This is a genomic window from Sphingobacterium sp. xlx-130 (assembly GCF_011007405.1).
GTDB lineage: Bacteria > Bacteroidota > Bacteroidia > Sphingobacteriales > Sphingobacteriaceae > Sphingobacterium > Sphingobacterium luzhongxinii.
Window position 1 is genome coordinate 91586 of the sequence record NZ_WFKN01000004.1, and the last position, 16507, is coordinate 108092.

Below are 16507 nucleotides of genomic sequence, written 5' to 3' on the forward strand. Positions count from 1 at the left end.
CGTAGGCTCAAAATTTTATAGTATTTTTGCGACCAATAAGAATTGATAAATCCACTAGTTGGTGGTTAGCCCCTAAAAAGGCAGATTGTTACATATATGAAATTTACGCTTCAAGCACAAGATAAACTTTCCCAGGCACGTGCAGGGGTAATGGAAACTGCACATGGGACGATAGAGACTCCTATTTTTATGCCGGTAGGTACGGCAGGAACGGTGAAGGCAGTCCACCAGCACGAATTAGTGAATGATATTCAAGCCCAGATTATATTAGGAAATACGTATCATCTTTACCTAAGACCAGGACTGGATGTATTGAATAAGGCTGGTGGTTTGCATAAATTTAACGGTTGGGACAAACCAATCCTTACCGATTCAGGAGGGTATCAGGTATACTCTTTGACCGAAGTTCGGAAAATTAGAGAAGAGGGAGTTACTTTTCGATCGCACGTTGATGGATCTAAACATTTGTTTACTCCGGAAAATGTCATGGATACACAGCGTATCATAGGAGCTGATATTATCATGGCGTTTGACGAGTGTACGCCCTATCCCTGCGATTACCAATATGCCCGTCGCTCTTTGGATATGACACATCGTTGGTTAAAGCGGTGTTGCAATCGTTTTGATAACACGGAACCTTTGTATGGTTATAATCAGACCTTATTTCCTATAGTACAGGGATCCGTATATAAAGATCTGCGTGCAAAGTCTGCAGAAGTTATAGCTTCTTTCGACCGGGAGGGAAATGCAATTGGTGGGCTTTCAGTTGGAGAACCTGCCGAAGAGATGTACGCAATGACAGAAGTGGTCACCGCTATATTGCCTAAGGAAAAACCGCGGTATTTAATGGGGGTAGGGACGCCTATAAATATTTTGGAAAATATAGCATTAGGTATAGATATGTTCGACTGTGTAATGCCTACGCGTAATGCACGTAATGGAATGTTATTTACCCGTAATGGCATTATTAACATCAAGAATGAAAAGTGGAAAGCGGATTTCTCACCAATAGAAGCGGAGTCGGATTTGATGATGGATCAGTTTTATACAAAGGCTTATTTAAGACATTTAATCCGTTCTCAGGAAATTTTGGGCGCACAGATTGCTTCCCTGCATAATCTGCATTTTTATCTTTGGCTTGTAAAACAAGCGCGTGAAAAAATTATAGATGGGACATTCTATGATTGGAAAGAGAAAATGGTAAAAGTCTTGGGACAACGGTTATAGATTTTTGATTTTTGCTTTTTTAAATTTTTACTTTGAGAAATGAATATCATCGATCGCTACATCATCCGTAAATATTTAACTACCTTCCTATTCACGGTAGCTATTTTTATTGTGGTAATCGTGATTTTCGATGTCTCCGAAAAGCTAGACGATTTTTTGAAGAATAAGGCTTCCTTTACGCAGGTTTTGTTTCAATATTATGCTTTAGGGTCTGTACCATTCTTCCTAAATATGCTCACACCGTTAATCAACTTTATTGCGGTGATTTTCTTTACTTCTAAGATGGCGGATCAAACGGAGATTGTACCTATATTGAATGGAGGGATGAGCTTTAATAGGTTGCTACGTCCTTATATGATAGCTGCCACGTTGATTTTTACGTTTACGTTGCTTTCTAATCTTTATGTACTACCGCTCACCAATAAAATGAAGGTACAATTTGAAAACGTTTACGTCAAACCACATAAGATTAATACCAATACGTCTTCCACGCATATGCAGATTGATAGTAATACGTATGTCTATATTGATAACTTCGATACACAGCGAGCTATAGGTTATAATTTTGTGATGGAGAAGTTTGACGGATTGGAGTTGAAAGAGAAGCTTATGGCCGATCGTGTAGCTTGGGATTCTGTGGCTAACAAGTGGCGTATAGAAAATTATACCAATAGAATTATCACGGGCTTGAAGGAAGAGATGGTGAAAGGTGAAAAGCGCGATACAACACTGGATATGAGACCCCAGGATTTCGAGGTCTATGAAAACATCTTTACCGCGATGGGTACGGAGGAACTGAATGAGCGTATCCGTAAAGAAGAGATCCGTGGTACAGGAATGATGACAGACCTCTTATTGGAAAAATATAAAAGAATCGTACATCCCTTTTCGGCGTTCATATTGACATTAATGGGAGTTGCGCTATCCTCTAAGAAGGTGCGGGGAGGAATCGGCTTAAGCCTTGGTATCGGAATCGGTTTAAGCTTTGGCTTTTTAGTTTTTAATCAATTCTCCACGATGTTTGCTTTAAAGGGAGGATTACCTCCTTTGTTTTCGGTGTTAATCCCCAGTATGACATTTTTGTTACTTGCTATTATCTTGCTTAAAAAGGCTCCTAAATAATTATACACATCTATATGCAATTTATTGTTCGCGATCGCAATTTGCTGATTCTGCATTTTACGGTACTGATTTGGGGATTTACAGGAGTGCTGGGTGATTTGATCACTGTTTCGGCTCTTCATTTGGTCTGGTATAGGGTATTGATTGCAGCCCTGACATTATTTGTCTATCTTAAAATGAAAGATCAGATTGTTCTAGTCCCTTCGACGAAGATGTTGAAATTTATAGGCGTGGGGGTGATTGTTGGTATACATTGGGTTTCTTTTTTTCACGCGATTAAGATTTCTACGGTTTCGGTCACTTTGGTAACGCTATCTTCGTTGACTTTGTTTACCGCCATCCTGGAACCTATATTTAACCGTAAATCGATCGCTCTAGGCGATGTCATAGTAGGTTTGGTTATTATTTTTGGTATATATCTTATCTTTAAGTTTGAATTCCAATATTGGCAAGGAATTATTTTTGGGTTATTGGCAGCACTTTGTGCGAGTTTCTTCTCTATACTTAATTCTAAGATGGTAAAAAAAGATAGTCCTACAATAATTACGTTTTACGAGATGATCGGGGCTTTTATCGGAGTTTCTGTTATCCTGTTATTTTCAGGACAGTTTAACAAAGAAATGATTCTTTCTTCCTCTGATTGGGTTTACTTGTTGCTGTTGGGGAGCGTCTGTACGGCTTTTGCTTATGTGTTAGGGGTAGCAGTGATGAGAGAGTTAAGTGCATTTACAGTAGCGCTAACTACGAATCTGGAACCCGTTTATGGGATATTGCTGGCTATTCTGATACTGGGGCATAAAGAGACTATGAGTATAGGATTTTATTTTGGTGCAGTAATTATATTAGGTGCAGTGTTTTTGTATCCGTTATTAAAGAGCGGCCTCGAAAAATCTAGAAATAGAAAACTATTACGCAAACAGGAAGAGTTTTGATGAGTTATCTCGTTTCTTTATCGCAATCTGCAATCTGCCCCTTTGGTTTGTCCCCGTCAAAAGAATGCTTGTTGCTCTCTTCATTTTTGAGTTGGTGCGTTTCTTTATCATATTGTCCAGCCAACTCGTCCACGATAGTTCCTTTCCAAAGCGGTGTGCCTGTAAAATAAGCTGCTCGTCCGATCATATGTGCGGCGATAGGAGAGGTGATAATCAAGAAGAAAATAATAGCGATTGCTTTGGTGCTGACAGAGATGTCGGGAAATAAAATAGCGGCACATAGCAATAACAACCCTACCCCTAGAGTTGCAGCCTTAACAGTGACCGATAACCGGAGATAAAAATCAGGCATTCTCAAAATCCCTAAGGAGGCAAAGAAAATAGCTAAAGCTCCTATTGTGCTTAGTATGGCAATTAATATATCAATCATCTTCTTTTTTTTCTATGTAAAATGAAAAAGCTACAGTACTTAAAAATGCGATAAGGGCGAGTATAATCGCAACATCTAATAGTACTTTTTGGTTTGATCTTATTGTGAAGATAGTAATGATTCCGATACCAATCGTGATAATAAGATCTAATGCGATGACACGGTCTACAACTTTCGGGCCTTTAACCAGGCGGATGAACACCAGAATCACCGATATCGTTAGGATCGGTAGTATAAAATAATCGAAGTATGCTGCCAATGTCATCTTAAAGCTTCTAATAGTCTGCGTTCTAATCCTGTCTTTGTGTCTTGAACAAACTTATTGGGATCGTCTAAGTACATAACATGTATATACATGGTTTTTTTATCCTCGCTGATGTCTAGGATCAACGTTCCCGGTGTCAACGAAATCATCATAGACAAAATGTTGATTTCCATCTCTGTCCGTGCGTTCAAGGGATATCTTACGACTCCCGGACGCATAAAATAGCGTGGTGTCATTACGTCATAAGCCACCTGAATGTTCGCTTTGATCATTTGATATAAGAAATAGAATACAAAGCTAACGACACGAGGTACTTTATAAAAATAACGACGATCCCCATCATTGCGGCTCATAATCCATAGGATAGCAAAGCCGAGCAAAAAGCCAAATACAAAATTAGTATAATACATGGAACCTGTTAGTGCTACCCAAATAAAGGAAAGCAAAAGGTTCATTAAAAATTGCTTAATCATACTCCTATTTTTGTTTACCTAATACCGCATCTACATAAGGTTGCGTATTTATTAATTGGCCAGTAATCTTATCAACCAATTGAATGACAGTTTCCGAATTCAGACCAATATATACCGTGGCTAACCCCAGTATTCCTATAGGTAATACAAGAAGTATCTTGCGGACCAACGGAAGGGGGGCGAATTTATTTTCTATAGTAATATCATCAGGCACATTTTTCCAGAATACCTCAGCCCACATTTTGGCTATAACATATAGCGTGACAAAGCTGCCTACAATGAGGGCTCCGATGAAAAAATACTGCGTTTGTGTAAAAGCTTCCTTGAACAGAAATATTTTTGGCCAAAACCCAGATAGCGGAGGGATTCCGACAAGTGAAAACAGGACAACGGCTATGAGCAAGGACAATTTGGGATATTCACCATACAGTCCACCGTTTTTTTTCATATCCATGCTACCGCGAAGTTGTCCGATCAAACCTGCGATTAAAAACATATTTGTTTTGACAAGGATATCATGGAATAAGTAGAATATGGTTCCCATCAGGGCTACTTTGGTAAACATACCGATCCCGCCTATCATAAAACCGATATGACACACGATCAGATAGGAGAAGAGGCGTCGGATGTTTGTTTTGATCAATGCGCCAAAACTTCCTGTCAATATCGTAAAGACGGCTAGCCATATCAAAAGATCTTTTATGAATTGATCGGGGATAAAGATTAGGCTAAATACGCGAATCATAGCATATATCCCCACTTTTGTAAGTAGACCTCCAAATGTAGCAGCTACTGCTGACGGTGGAGTGTGATAGGATGAAGGTAGCCAATAATACAAGGGGAAAATAGCCGATTTTATTCCAAATCCCAGTAAGAAGAAACAAGCCGTAATACCGACAAGATGAGTGTTTTGCACTTCTTTAATTTTGACCGAAAGGTCGGCCATATTCAACGCACCTGTCATACCATATAAGATACCTATACCGGTAAGGAAAAATGTCGATGCCAATATATTCATAGCCATATACTTTACAGCTCCTTCTAGCTGAGTTTTTCGACCGCCTAGTGTCATGAGTACAAATGAGGAAATGATAATAACCTCGAACCAGACGTAAAGATTGAAAATATCTCCTGTTAGAAAAGCGCCGTTTAGTCCCATGACTAAAAAGTGAAAAATAGGAAAGTAGCCGTAGTTCATCCGTTGCCTATTCAAACCTGTTGAGGAGAATAAAGAGACGGCTAGTGCCGCTAGAGAGGTGATAAGAACAAGCGAACTACTCAATAAGTCTGCTACAAATACAATTCCAAATGGTGATTCCCAATTGGAAGCATTAAGTGTCAAGATTCCCTGTTCATTTACTCTATCCAATAAGCGTAGTGCGAGAAGGACAGCCAAAAAGCTTCCAATTACGCTCATAAAGCGTTGCGTAACGGTCTTTCTCCACGCAATAAGCTGTAGGATGGCCGTAAACAGGTGGATGAAAACAGGAGCTAATATGTGGTTGTCTATCATATATCTTCTTCCTCTGGGGTATTTAAATCATCTAAATCGTCCGAATCTACAAGAGCGTAAACTCTTTTTAATAACACAATGGCAAAGGCCGTCAAAGCAAAGCTGATGACGATCGCTGTAAGGATTAAAGCTTGGGGTATAGGATCTGCGAATGCATCCTGAAAAAGCTTTGCATCTTCGTCGATCACAGGTGGCTTACCTTTGGTGATTCCGGCGAGTAAAAAAATCAAAATATTAGCACCACTGCCTAGTAGCATAATCCCCAATAGAAGCTTAACCATACTTCTCCGGAGGATGAGATAGACGCCTGCTGCGTATAGCAAGCCTATTAATATGATAAGCAATAATTCCATTAGCTGTTTTCCTCCTCGTTATTTAAGGCAATCGTAAATAAAATTGTCAAGACCACACCTATGACGACCAAATAGACGCCGAGGTCGAAGAACAGCGAGGAACCGACCATTCCGATTACTGGGACGGGGTGTTCAAACCATAGCCCTGTCATTGGAGGTAAGCCAAATGCCATTGGTATAACCATGCTCATTGTTGATAAGCTCAATCCTATTGGGATCAGAGATAGCGGTTTTCTTTTTAAAAGTTTCATTGTCTGTGCTGTCCCATTGGCCAAACTGTGTAATACAAAAGCTATGGATGCGACCAGCCCTCCGACAAAGCCTCCTCCAGGGTAATAGTGTCCCCGCAATAGGAGGAAGAAGGAGAATAGTAACAATATAGGCAACAAATATTTTGTCGCAGACTGTAACATTGGACTCTTCATATTATTCTCTTTCGGATGATTTTAAGCGTAATCGAATTAAACTATATACTCCTAATGCCGCAATGCTCAATACGACAGTCTCAAACATGGTATCTATCCCCCTGAAGTCGACGAGGATGACGTTTACCACATTTTTTCCCTTTGCAAGTAGGTAGGCATTCTCTCCATAAAAATTAGAAATCTCACGTGCAATAGGTTCGGACCATGCCTTTAGTGCAACCAATGCTATCGTAATACCAAAGCCTATGGAAACGAGGGCATCTCGATAGAGTATCTTTTTGCTGGCGAAATTGATAAATCCAGGGAGTTTGTACAGCACGAGTACAAACAATACGGTTGAAAGCGTATCAATGGTGAATTGGGTCATCGCAAGATCAGGGGCGCTATAGATTACGAATATCAAACAGATACAGTACCCGATGACACTCATCGAAACGACTGATGTCAGTCTGGATGGCGTTGTGACAATAATATACAAAGCGCCAATCAATACGGCTACGATGACGACTTCATAAATGTCTGGATAGGTAAGTGTCCATAGATCTAATTGTATGGGGCCACTGACCCACAATTTATAAGCAAGCAACACCTCTGCAAATAATATAATCTTTAGGTGATATGATCTTAAATATCCGTTGTGAAAAAGGTTGGTAAACCAATTTGCAAAACGTAGGATATCGTTGGCAAATCTCGTTATGATACGTTGAGGCGATATATTGTCGAATCTTGCTAACCGCTGTAGTTTAGATGGGCTGGGTTTATTAAGTACATAAATAATACTACCCAGAAGGAGAGTAGCGATGCTTAATATCAGAATTAAGTTGAAATGCCAGATCTGTAGTTTTTTTGTAATAAATGTTGCACCAATGGAACTGGCAGCGGGGATACTTAAATAATCGCCCGCAAAGGAGGGTAAGATCCCAAAGACTATTCCTAGTAACGCCAATAATAACGGGGGGATCCATAAGGATCTGTTAGGTAAATGTACTTGTTGAAATTGGCTTGGTAATTTTCCAACGAATGGTTTTATACCCGCCATAAATCCAGCGGCGATTAAACCAACGTTGGTTGTGATCGCTAGACCTGTAAAAATCCATACATAATCATTACAGGGACTGTGGAGTGTGGCTTCATAGACAAGATCCTTGCCAATAAATCCAAAAGTAAAAGGCACTCCTGCACTGGATAATGCCGCTAATATTGCTGCAAGAGCTACAGGAGGCATCACCGTTCTTAGGCCGGATAATACGGTGATATCGCGTGTACCTGTTTCATGGTCTATAATCCCTGTGACCATGAATAGTGTTGCCTTATACAAGCCATGAGCTAAGAGGAAGACCATGGCAGCAATGAATGCATCTTGTGTTCCGATTCCTATTAAAAAGGTTAGTATGCCAAGCGCTGATATTGTCGAGTAAGCCAATATCTCCTTTAAATCAATTCGGAAAAGAGCATGGATGGAAGCGTAAAGCATCGTAACTCCACCAATAATCATCAACGTGTAGCTCCAATAATCTGTACCACCTAATATGGGGGTAAAGCGTGCTAGCAGATAGATTCCAGCTTTAACCATCGTTGCAGAATGTAGATAAGCCGAAACAGGTGTGGGGGCCTTCATCGCGCCGGGTAACCAAAAATGAAAAGGAAACTGCGCAGACTTTGTAAAAGCCCCTATAAATAGAAGTCCAATGACTAGCGGGTACAAGGTGCTATTTAAAATAAGGTCCTTGTTATTGATCATTTCAGAAATGCTGTAAGTGCCTGTAATATTTCCGAGAAGGATTAACGACGCTAATAAGAAAAAACCTCCTAATCCTGTTATACTAAGTGCCGTGAGGGCACTTTTTCGGGAATCTATATTGTCGTTGTTAAAACCAATTAGAAAAAACGAAGAAATACTGGTGAGTTCCCAAAAAATAAAGAGTAGGATGATGTTATCAGAAAGAACAACACCCAACATTGCTGACATGAAAAGGAAGAGATAGCTAAAAAAGCGATCATAATAGATATGTCCTTTGAGATAGGATCGGGCGTACACGAAAATAGCGGTGCCAATACCTGTAATCAATAAAGAGAACAAGAGGGAGAGACCATCAAGTTTAAACTCAAAATTGACCCCTAATGAGGGAACCCATTTGATGTGTTGTAATTGCTGATTGCCACTTGATATTAAGGGAATATGTCCAGCAAAAAATAGAAATAAAAGAGCAGGCAGAACAGGGAGGATAAAACTCCACTTAGATTTTAAATATTTGCCGATAAAGACAACTGAACATGCCGAAATTAATCCCGATAATATAGTTAATAGCATCTATCTTTTTTGTGAAAGTGTCTATTTATTGATTTCTTTTAATCGATGTCACCTAATCTTTCCGCTAGGAATTTCTATAGATATCATCAAGAACTTTTTTCATGCTGTTATCCTTTACTGTCGGAATTCAAGAACTCTCCCGATAATATCGGGATCGGTTTATGTCTTTGCTCTTGCCGAAAGGAGAATGAAACCTTATATGCATTAATGGAAAGTCATAAAAATAGTAAAAAAAAGACTATTTTTTTAGGTTTTTTGAAGAAAATACGGGCAGGATTGTAAGAAGGGGGCGAACATAGGCCCCCTAATTTTGGTTATTTTTTAAACTCTTCAGCTCCTTTGATGATGGCCTGTACTACAGTTGGGTCCTGTAATGTTGAGGTGTCACCTAAGCTGGACAATTCGTCTTCGGCCACTTTACGTAATATGCGCCGCATTATTTTGCCCGATCTGGTTTTGGGTAGATCAGTTACAAACTGAATGATGTCCGGTTTAGCAATAGCTCCGATCAGACGGGTCACAGTTTGTAGAATATCCTGACGGGTTTTTTCGGCATCGATATGATGATGAGCGATGACATACGCATATATACCCTGGCCTTTTACTGGATGTGGATAACCTACAATCGCAGATTCAACGACATCGGCATGCATATTTATAGCGTTCTCGACTTCGGCGGTTCCAATTCGGTGACCAGATACGTTTAATACATCATCTACCCGACCAGTAATACGGTAATATCCTTCGGGACTGCGGTAACACCCATCGCCGGTAAAGTACATGTCTTTGTATGTGGCAAAATAAGTTTGTCTGCAACGTTCATGATCTCCCCAAGTCGTCCGAAGCATGCCTGGCCAAGGAAACTTAATACAAAGGTTTCCTGAGACATCATTTCCTTCTATTTCTTTACCGTTTTCATCCATCAAGCAGGGCTGTACTCCTGGTAACGGTAGTAGAGCATAGCCTGGTACCTGTGGCGTTACACCGGCAATAGGAGTGATTAAGTGTCCTCCATTTTCCGTTTGCCACCATGTATCGACTATAGGACATTTACCCTTTCCGACTTTTTCGTTGTACCAGTTCCAAGCCTCCTCATTGATAGGTTCACCAACAGACCCCAATACACGAAGAGACGACAGATCCTTATTGTCAATATAACTCTCTCCAAATGCCATTAAAGAACGTATTGCCGTAGGAGCTGTATACAAAATATTGACTTTGTATTTGTCTACGATATCCCAATATCTTCCTGCATCTGGAAAGGTTGGTATTCCCTCAAACATTAAGGAGGTAGCGCCTTGTGATAATGGACCATACACAATATAACTGTGACCGGTGATCCAGCCTATATCTGCAGTACAAAAGTAAACTTCACCCGGTTTGTATTGGAATGTATTGGCAAAAGTATAGCCGGTGTAGATCATATAACCTGCCGTAGTATGTACCACACCTTTTGGCTTGCCCGTAGATCCAGATGTATATAAAATGAATAGCGTATCTTCTGCATCCATTTCTTCTGCAGGACAGGCTGGGTTGCCCTGTGTTTCGACTTTCTTTATCTCATCTTCCCACCATACATCTCTGCCTTTTATCATTGAGATAGGAGTACGGGTTCGGGTTAATACGATTACTTTTTCTACAGATTTACATTGCATCAGTGCATCATCTACGATCGATTTAAGCTCTAAGACTTTGTTGCCGCGGAGGCCCCCATCTGAGGTGATCACCAGTTTGCACTCTGCATCGTTGATTCGGTCGGCGATCGACTGCGCAGAAAACCCTCCAAAGACAACAGAGTGAATAGCACCAATACGTGCACAAGCCAAGATAGCAATAACCAATTCAGGTACCATGGGTAGATAGATACACACGCGGTCACCTTTGCGTATATTATTGTTTTTTAATACTGTCGCAAACTGTTCTACTTTGCTTAGTAGCTGTTTGTAGGTTAGAATACGATGTGATTCTGATGGGTCGTTGGGCTCCCATATAATAGCAGGAGTATCTCCATTTTTATAGATATGGCGGTCTAAGCAATTTTCTGTGATATTCAGTTTCCCCCCTTCAAACCATTTAATGTTTGGCTCTTTAAAGTTCCAATTGAGTACATTGGTCCATTTTCTTTTCCAGAAAAAATTTTCAGCTATTTCCCCCCAAAATTCCTCTGGATTGTCGACGCTTCTTTTATAAGCATCCTGATACTCTTCAAAGTTTTTAATTTGAAAACTCATTTCTTACTTGTAATTTTTAGTATAGGTCTATATTATATTTATTTTTTTATTCAAAACAGACAGTTATTTATTGATAACTGTAAAAGAGCCTGTTGTAGGGCTAATTTAATTTTTTTTGCTCTCAAAAACTAATTTTTATCATAACAGGTAATTGAATTTGTTCTGTAAATTAGCATAAAGAATAGGTGTGAATCAACTCAAGACAATCTACCATTTTGTTATTTTTAGCAATCTTCTGATTGCTATGGCAGCGATCGCCCAATGTCTGCTGACTTATGTTGTTTTGGAGCAGGATTATAATTGGTATGTGGTAGGTATCGAAGGAGCAGCAACACTGTTGTTGTATAATTTTAGTTTGTTTCTATCCAAGCCGAAAGAACCACGAAAATCACCTTATACACGTACTAGGTGGGTATTTGGGCATGAGGTAGTGTTTTGGGTAAATAATATTGTTGCGGTATTGCTTCTTATTTTTTGTTTGTTGCAAGTGCATTTTCATACCTGGGTATTTTTAGGCTTCGTAGGATTGGTTAGTGTTGCTTATAGTTTACCTATTTTACGTGTTAGAGGGAGATCAGGTGGTTTGCGTCAGGTTCCAGGGCTCAAGCTTTTTCATATAGCAGTTGTCTGGTCGTTGAGTAGCGTCGGACTTCCTGTGATAGAGATGTGGACCGCTGAGGTAGCGATGGACTGGGAGATGGCGAATGCCTTGGGTTTGTTGAAAATACTGTTTTTGCTTATATGTACCTTGCCATTTGATATCCGGGATATGGAACAGGATTCCTACTACCATTTAAAAACCATTCCAAATCTAATAGGGGAGAAGCGAGCGAAACTTCTTTGTTATTTCTTAATTGTCATTCACATTTTACTGTTGGTTTTTTCGCCGTTTGATGCGCCTGTCAAAGCCGGGTTTATTCTAACCGATGTCCTTATTGCTGTTGCATTACATTTTATCCTATTCCGCAAAAAGGCCGGTTATCACCAAGTGTACCTGTTGGATCTAGCATTGTTGGCTCAGTATTTCTGTGTGCTAATTTTTGTTTAGACTTTCTGTTATTTTGTCCGCAAGAATTGCAGACAGTTTATAATAACTTTCAAACGTCCAACCGGCAACATGTGGACTTAATAGCACATTGTCCCGACTGATAAGGTTGATATACCAATCTTGATAGGAAAGTGCCGGAAATTTTTCGACAGGTAGCACATCAAATGCCGCGCCCAGGATTTTTCCATTGTCCAAATATTTTAAAACAGATGGAATGTTGACTATTCCTCCACGGGCTCCCATCAAAAAGAATATGGGTTTTCGAAAATGGAAAAGGTATTCATCGTCAACGAGTCCTTTGGTCTCGCGCGTCAGCGGAATATGAAAACTTAATACATCAGCCTGTTTAACAATTTCTTCCATAGAAGCCTCTGTTGCATATTCATCTGAAAACCCAGTTTTGTATTTGTCGTAAGCCAATATTTTAACACCAAAGCCAGCTAGTTTTTTTGCCATGGCTTGACCATTGTTACCATAGCCTATTAAAGCTACCGTACGTCCCATAAGCTCATAGCCCCGGTTCTCTTCTCTGCGCCATTCCCCTTGTCTGATTTCGCTGTCACCTCGATTTAAGTTGTTCATTAGGCTAAGCAGCATACCAATCATGTGTTCGCCTACAGCGTCTCTATTGCCTTCGTTGGCGGAAATCAAGGTGATTCCTTTTGTTTTGGCATATTCCTCATCAATGTTGTCCATGCCAGCGCCTGCCCGCCCGATTAATCGAAGTCTAGGAGCTAAATCAATGAATTTTTCGTCCACCTGAAATTTCGAGCGGATGATCAGTGCTTCATATTCTGGAATCAATTGTTCTGCATCCTCCCGTGTGATGTCGGGTTGGTAGTTGTACAAGATATTGGATTGATTAAGTTTCTCCAGTAATACCTCGTGTATGTCGTCTACAATAAGAATTCTCATTTTTTTTAATTGTTTTCCTTCATAAAATCTTTGGAAAGTAGCTTTAATAAACTATACTGTTTGATCCGATTCGGAAGGGCTTTGGCCAACGTATTACGAATCGCGATGGACCAGGGGTGTTCCCATTGGGCTATTTTTCCAATTTGTTTTGAAGTTTCGGTGATATAATGCGTTCGCGCCAATCGCCTCTTTTCAAAAGATTGAAAGGCATTAACCGTTGTTTTGTTTTTTTTTAATTCATCTATGAGTACAGCTACATCCTCTATTGCTTGGCAAGCTCCTTGTCCCATATTGGGCGTTGTAGCGTGGCCAGCATCGCCAATTATCAACATATTGTGATAGGCCAGGTGATTTAATGGTTTGATATCAATAATATCGCTCCAAATAAGGTCCTCATTGTTTGTCGCTTGTAGTATTCTTGGGATTGGATCGTGGTAGCTCGCAAATCTATTGTATAGGTCTGCTACGGTGGTGGTTTTAAACTGTGGATCGTTTGCTTTCCCATTGACGCATGCGTACCAATAAATTCGATTGCCGATCAATGGAGTAACTCCAAATCGGCCAGACTTTCCCCATGTTTCAAAACCTGTATTTAATTTGATATTGGAATTATCAATTGTAGCTCTCCAGCACGTGTATCCGGCAAAGCGAGGAGTTGACGATGGTACTAATTGTTGTCTTAGTAAAGATTTGACCCCATCCGCTATCAGCAGATAGGTCCCAGTATGGATACTTCCATCTTCAAAAAATACACGGACAAAACCAGTTTCCTGTTCTAATTTTATAGCACGTTTGCCTAGTATAATTTTTTCTGATGGGATTTTCGATAGTAGGTGTTCGTGTAAATCTGCGCGGTGTATAGCGAAGTTTTTCTGACTATACTGATTGGATATCCTGCTTGTATCAGGTTTGAAAAGAATATTTCCTTTTTCACTAAGGATATGGTAATTGTCCAAATAATAGCCTATTTTTTCTATATCTCCTTTTAAACCTAATAAATCAAGGGCTTGCATGGCATTGGCTGCTAGCCCAAAACCAGCACCTATGCCATGAAGTATTTGACGTTGCTCAATCAAGACAAATTCACGACCGATAGATTGAAGTGCGATAGCAGCGGTTAGACCCGCTACACCTCCGCCTATAATCATAAACTCGCTGTCGGTAATCATTTTTTCTATCTTGCGTTGAATATTTCGTTAGTAAGCTGAACGAAATCGGCTACAGTAAGACGTTCGGCCCGTAACTCATATAGTGGGTTATCACTCATTTTATCTTTTACGACCACAGCAGACAGTGCATTTCGTAGTGTTTTTCTACGTTGATTGAACCCTGCTTTTACGACTTTCCAAAATAGTTGTTCATCGCAGTCTAATTTTTCTACTTCATTCCGAGTCATACGCATGACCCCCGAAAGCACTTTGGGGGGAGGATTGAAGGCTCCAGCTTTGACCGTAAAAAGATACTCTACTTTATAGTATGCCTGTAAAAAGACGCTAAGGATCCCATACTCTTTGCTACCCGGCTTGGCGACGCAGCGTTCAGCAACTTCCTTTTGAAACATGCCAGCCATTTGGATCACACGGTGTCTCTCGTCAAGGATTTTAAAAAGAATTTGAGAGGAGATATTATATGGGAAATTACCGATAATAGCCATTTTTTCTCCAAAATATTTGGAGAAATCCAGTGCTAGAAAATCACCATGGATTAAGCGGTCTCCCAGTTCACTATACTTTTCTGCTAAAAAATCAATGGACTCATCGTCGACATCAATTAAGTAAGTTTCGTATTCTTCTTTTTGTAAGAGAAAATCAGAAAGAACCCCCATCCCTGGACCGACTTCTAAAACCTGAGCGAAACCTAATGATGGATCCAAGGCTTCAACGATTCGCTGCGCAGCATTTTTGTCGTTTAGAAAATGTTGTCCAAGGTGTTTTTTAGCGCGTACAGTACTCATGTGAAATGTCAAAAAGTGAAAAGTCTCAAAGACCAAAAGTAAAAAAACGTCATGAATGTTTAAAATAAAGATTCTATAACAAGTGAGTTTTGGGAGTAAAAGCTATAATTTCGAATGTAGAGTGTTTTTCATTGCCTAATTTTTGTTACTTTTGAGTATAAAATGCTTTAATGTAATGAGTGAAAAATTGAAAGTAGGTATTAGTATTGGTGATTTGAACGGAGTAGGGATGGAAGTGATTATCAAATCATTGTTAGATAGTCGTGTTTTAGAATATTTTACACCCATTGTTTATGGTAATACCAAAAATGCTTCATTTCATCGTAAAGCAAATGACATTAATGACTTTAGTTTTAATGTTATACAAACTCCGGATCAAGCAAACTCAAAGCGTCCCAATATTATTAATTGTTGGCAAGAAGATGTCAAAATTACATTAGGGGAGGAAAATGAAATAGGCGGAAAGTATGCGTTTATTTCGTTGGAGAAAGCCGTCGAAGACCTTAACTCGGGAAAGATAGATGCCTTAGTGACAGCACCGATAAATAAACATAATATACAACAAGAAGGATTTCGGTTTCCGGGGCATACAGAATACCTTCAAGAGAAGGTTGGTTCTGATGACGTACTTATGTTTATGCTTTGCGATGACCTTCGTGTAGGTGTAGTGACAGGACATATTCCTATTAAAGATGTCGCTTCGCAGATTACGGAAGAAGGGATATTAAAAAAACTTAGATTAATGCATACTAGTCTTAAAAAGGATTTTTGGATTCAGAAGCCGAAAATTGCTGTTTTAGGGCTGAATCCACATGCCGGTGATAATGGTATAATTGGTGTTGAAGATGAGGAAATTATACGTCCAGCTATTTCTAAAGCAAATGCAGAAGGTATACTTTGTTTCGGGCCTTATCCCGCCGATGGTTTCTTTGCATCGCATGCTTATCAGAAGTTTGATGCCGTACTTGCTATGTATCACGATCAAGGGCTTATTCCATTTAAGCACATCGCAGATCGTAAAGGTGTTAATTATACGGCAGGTCTTCCTATCGTAAGGACTTCTCCTGACCATGGGACGGGATACGATATTGCAGGTCGTAATATGGCCTCGCATGAGTCTTTTTTGGAAGCTATTTTTACAGCGGTGCATATTGTAAAGAATAGGAGAGAGCAGGCTGAATTAAGTGCAAATCCTTTGGCATTTCGTAAGCTTTCAAGAGATAGAGATTAACCTTGCTGTCGAATTAACTCCGTTTATCTTTTAGAATATTCTTTTAAAATAAGTACTTTTGTGACTTGTTAGGCCTC

General features: G+C 39.7%; 16 protein-coding genes. 5 read left to right on the top strand and 11 right to left on the bottom strand.

Annotation, left to right across the window (positions count from 1 at the left end):
• Window positions 1-96 precede the first annotated feature (96 nt).
• From tgt to G7B18_RS06465, 3 genes are read left to right on the top strand one after another with little or no spacing between them, the layout of a single operon-like run.
• Complete coding sequence (tgt, locus tag G7B18_RS06455) at window positions 97-1227, top strand: tRNA guanosine(34) transglycosylase Tgt (protein ID WP_164122223.1); 1131 nt, start codon at window positions 97-99, stop codon at window positions 1225-1227.
• A gap of 39 nt (window positions 1228-1266) precedes the next feature.
• Complete coding sequence (locus G7B18_RS06460; protein ID WP_164108961.1) at window positions 1267-2349, top strand: LptF/LptG family permease; 1083 nt, start codon at window positions 1267-1269, stop codon at window positions 2347-2349.
• A gap of 14 nt (window positions 2350-2363) precedes the next feature.
• The gene (locus tag G7B18_RS06465; RefSeq protein ID WP_164108960.1) at window positions 2364-3281 is read left to right on the top strand and encodes a DMT family transporter; all 918 of its coding nucleotides are present in this window, start codon (window positions 2364-2366) and stop codon (window positions 3279-3281) included.
• A gap of 4 nt (window positions 3282-3285) precedes the next feature.
• Here G7B18_RS06465 and mnhG read toward each other — a convergent pair whose 3' ends face one another.
• The 8 genes from mnhG to acs form a co-directional block, all read right to left on the bottom strand.
• Complete coding sequence (gene mnhG / locus G7B18_RS06470) at window positions 3286-3711, bottom strand: monovalent cation/H(+) antiporter subunit G (RefSeq protein ID WP_164108959.1); 426 nt, start codon at window positions 3709-3711, stop codon at window positions 3286-3288.
• On the bottom strand, window positions 3704-3976 hold the full coding sequence (locus G7B18_RS06475) for a monovalent cation/H+ antiporter complex subunit F (RefSeq protein WP_079640941.1): 273 nt from the start codon (window positions 3974-3976) through the stop codon (window positions 3704-3706). Before G7B18_RS06475 ends, mnhG begins: the two co-directional genes overlap by 8 nt.
• Entirely contained in the window at window positions 3973-4449 is a 477-nt protein-coding gene (locus G7B18_RS06480; RefSeq protein WP_164108958.1) for a Na+/H+ antiporter subunit E, read from the bottom strand. The genes G7B18_RS06475 and G7B18_RS06480 overlap by 4 nt, the downstream gene beginning before the upstream one ends.
• A gap of 4 nt (window positions 4450-4453) precedes the next feature.
• Window positions 4454-5962: a proton-conducting transporter membrane subunit gene (locus G7B18_RS06485; RefSeq protein ID WP_164108957.1), complete on the bottom strand. Its 1509-nt coding sequence runs from the start codon at window positions 5960-5962 to the stop codon at window positions 4454-4456.
• Window positions 5959-6315 (bottom strand): Na+/H+ antiporter subunit C, encoded by a 357-nt coding sequence (locus G7B18_RS06490; RefSeq protein ID WP_164108956.1) that lies wholly within the window; start codon window positions 6313-6315, stop codon window positions 5959-5961. Before G7B18_RS06490 ends, G7B18_RS06485 begins: the two co-directional genes overlap by 4 nt.
• Complete coding sequence (locus G7B18_RS06495; RefSeq protein WP_164108955.1) at window positions 6315-6740, bottom strand: Na+/H+ antiporter subunit B; 426 nt, start codon at window positions 6738-6740, stop codon at window positions 6315-6317. Before G7B18_RS06495 ends, G7B18_RS06490 begins: the two co-directional genes overlap by 1 nt.
• Window position 6741: 1 nt before the next feature.
• Window positions 6742-9051 (bottom strand): putative monovalent cation/H+ antiporter subunit A, encoded by a 2310-nt coding sequence (locus tag G7B18_RS06500; RefSeq protein ID WP_164122224.1) that lies wholly within the window; start codon window positions 9049-9051, stop codon window positions 6742-6744.
• Window positions 9052-9365: 314 nt separating this feature from the next.
• Complete coding sequence (gene acs, locus G7B18_RS06505; protein WP_164108953.1) at window positions 9366-11282, bottom strand: acetate--CoA ligase; 1917 nt, start codon at window positions 11280-11282, stop codon at window positions 9366-9368.
• Window positions 11283-11469: 187 nt separating this feature from the next.
• On the opposite strand from acs, the gene G7B18_RS06510 reads away from it, so the two are divergent.
• On the top strand, window positions 11470-12330 hold the full coding sequence (locus G7B18_RS06510) for a UbiA family prenyltransferase (RefSeq protein ID WP_164108952.1): 861 nt from the start codon (window positions 11470-11472) through the stop codon (window positions 12328-12330).
• On the opposite strand, the gene G7B18_RS06515 is transcribed toward G7B18_RS06510, so the two are convergent.
• From G7B18_RS06515 to rsmA, 3 genes are read right to left on the bottom strand one after another with little or no spacing between them, the layout of a single operon-like run.
• Window positions 12316-13245, bottom strand: coding sequence for an NAD(P)-dependent oxidoreductase (locus tag G7B18_RS06515; RefSeq protein ID WP_164122225.1), 930 nt, complete (start codon window positions 13243-13245; stop codon window positions 12316-12318). The genes G7B18_RS06510 and G7B18_RS06515 overlap by 15 nt on opposite strands.
• A gap of 5 nt (window positions 13246-13250) precedes the next feature.
• Window positions 13251-14414 (bottom strand): FAD-dependent monooxygenase, encoded by a 1164-nt coding sequence (locus G7B18_RS06520; protein ID WP_164108950.1) that lies wholly within the window; start codon window positions 14412-14414, stop codon window positions 13251-13253.
• A gap of 5 nt (window positions 14415-14419) precedes the next feature.
• The gene (rsmA, locus tag G7B18_RS06525) at window positions 14420-15199 is read right to left on the bottom strand and encodes a 16S rRNA (adenine(1518)-N(6)/adenine(1519)-N(6))-dimethyltransferase RsmA (RefSeq protein ID WP_164108949.1); all 780 of its coding nucleotides are present in this window, start codon (window positions 15197-15199) and stop codon (window positions 14420-14422) included.
• 175 nt (window positions 15200-15374) lie between these two features.
• Here rsmA and pdxA point away from each other — a divergent pair, with 175 nt between their 5' ends.
• Window positions 15375-16430, top strand: a complete 1056-nt coding sequence (pdxA, locus tag G7B18_RS06530; protein WP_164108948.1) for a 4-hydroxythreonine-4-phosphate dehydrogenase PdxA — start codon at window positions 15375-15377, stop codon at window positions 16428-16430.
• The last annotated feature ends 77 nt before the right edge of the window (window positions 16431-16507 follow it).

Coding starts and splice junctions, on each gene's coding strand:
- tgt (WP_164122223.1), top strand. CDS start 97: ATGAAATTTACGCTTCAAGCACAAGATAAACTTTCCCAGGCACGTGCA.
- G7B18_RS06460 (WP_164108961.1), top strand. CDS start 1,267: ATGAATATCATCGATCGCTACATCATCCGTAAATATTTAACTACCTTC.
- G7B18_RS06465 (WP_164108960.1), top strand. CDS start 2,364: ATGCAATTTATTGTTCGCGATCGCAATTTGCTGATTCTGCATTTTACG.
- mnhG (WP_164108959.1), bottom strand. CDS start 3,711: ATGATTGATATATTAATTGCCATACTAAGCACAATAGGAGCTTTAGCT.
- G7B18_RS06475 (WP_079640941.1), bottom strand. CDS start 3,976: ATGACATTGGCAGCATACTTCGATTATTTTATACTACCGATCCTAACG.
- G7B18_RS06480 (WP_164108958.1), bottom strand. CDS start 4,449: ATGATTAAGCAATTTTTAATGAACCTTTTGCTTTCCTTTATTTGGGTA.
- G7B18_RS06485 (WP_164108957.1), bottom strand. CDS start 5,962: ATGATAGACAACCACATATTAGCTCCTGTTTTCATCCACCTGTTTACG.
- G7B18_RS06490 (WP_164108956.1), bottom strand. CDS start 6,315: ATGGAATTATTGCTTATCATATTAATAGGCTTGCTATACGCAGCAGGC.
- G7B18_RS06495 (WP_164108955.1), bottom strand. CDS start 6,740: ATGAAGAGTCCAATGTTACAGTCTGCGACAAAATATTTGTTGCCTATA.
- G7B18_RS06500 (WP_164122224.1), bottom strand. CDS start 9,051: ATGCTATTAACTATATTATCGGGATTAATTTCGGCATGTTCAGTTGTC.
- acs (WP_164108953.1), bottom strand. CDS start 11,282: ATGAGTTTTCAAATTAAAAACTTTGAAGAGTATCAGGATGCTTATAAA.
- G7B18_RS06515 (WP_164122225.1), bottom strand. CDS start 13,245: ATGAGAATTCTTATTGTAGACGACATACACGAGGTATTACTGGAGAAA.
- G7B18_RS06520 (WP_164108950.1), bottom strand. CDS start 14,414: ATGATTACCGACAGCGAGTTTATGATTATAGGCGGAGGTGTAGCGGGT.
- rsmA (WP_164108949.1), bottom strand. CDS start 15,199: ATGAGTACTGTACGCGCTAAAAAACACCTTGGACAACATTTTCTAAAC.
- pdxA (WP_164108948.1), top strand. CDS start 15,375: ATGAGTGAAAAATTGAAAGTAGGTATTAGTATTGGTGATTTGAACGGA.